At 45.6% G+C, this 386-nt stretch carries 1 protein-coding gene; it reads right to left on the reverse strand.

Annotation, left to right across the window (positions count from 1 at the left end; all coding sequences use genetic code 11):
• The coding region (locus KQX66_RS38930) for a hypothetical protein (RefSeq protein WP_216798415.1) at positions 1–329 on the reverse strand (329 nt) is incomplete at its 3' end.
• Positions 330–386: the final 57 nt, after the last annotated feature.

Raw genomic sequence — 386 nt, forward strand, 5'->3', positions numbered from 1 at the left:
GGCCAGGCGCAATGCAGCGCCAGCAGAGCGAATACTACCGCGGCGATCAAAAAGCGAAAGGTCAGGAAAAGGTTGGGATCGGCATGATCCGCCACCGCCCGCGCGGCAATAAAACCGGTCGACCAAATTAATATCAGGAAAAACGGCGCAATAAATGCCTTTCGCCGATCGCGTTTTTCGCGCTGGGTTATTTCCATATCACTACCTAAAAAATGCCGTTGATGAATTAATGCAGAGCATACTAACCAATTTAACACGGGCTTAACAGTATCGACGCTGGCACCAAGCAGGCGTGGTGAACATAATTGCGGGAAATAATGAAGTTTCAATCTTATATAATTCACCAAGCTTATAATTAATTCCACCACGTTACGATAATGTAAATT

Source organism: Paenibacillus oleatilyticus (genome assembly GCF_018998565.1).
Classification (GTDB): domain Bacteria; phylum Bacillota; class Bacilli; order Paenibacillales; family NBRC-103111; genus Paenibacillus_G; species Paenibacillus_G oleatilyticus.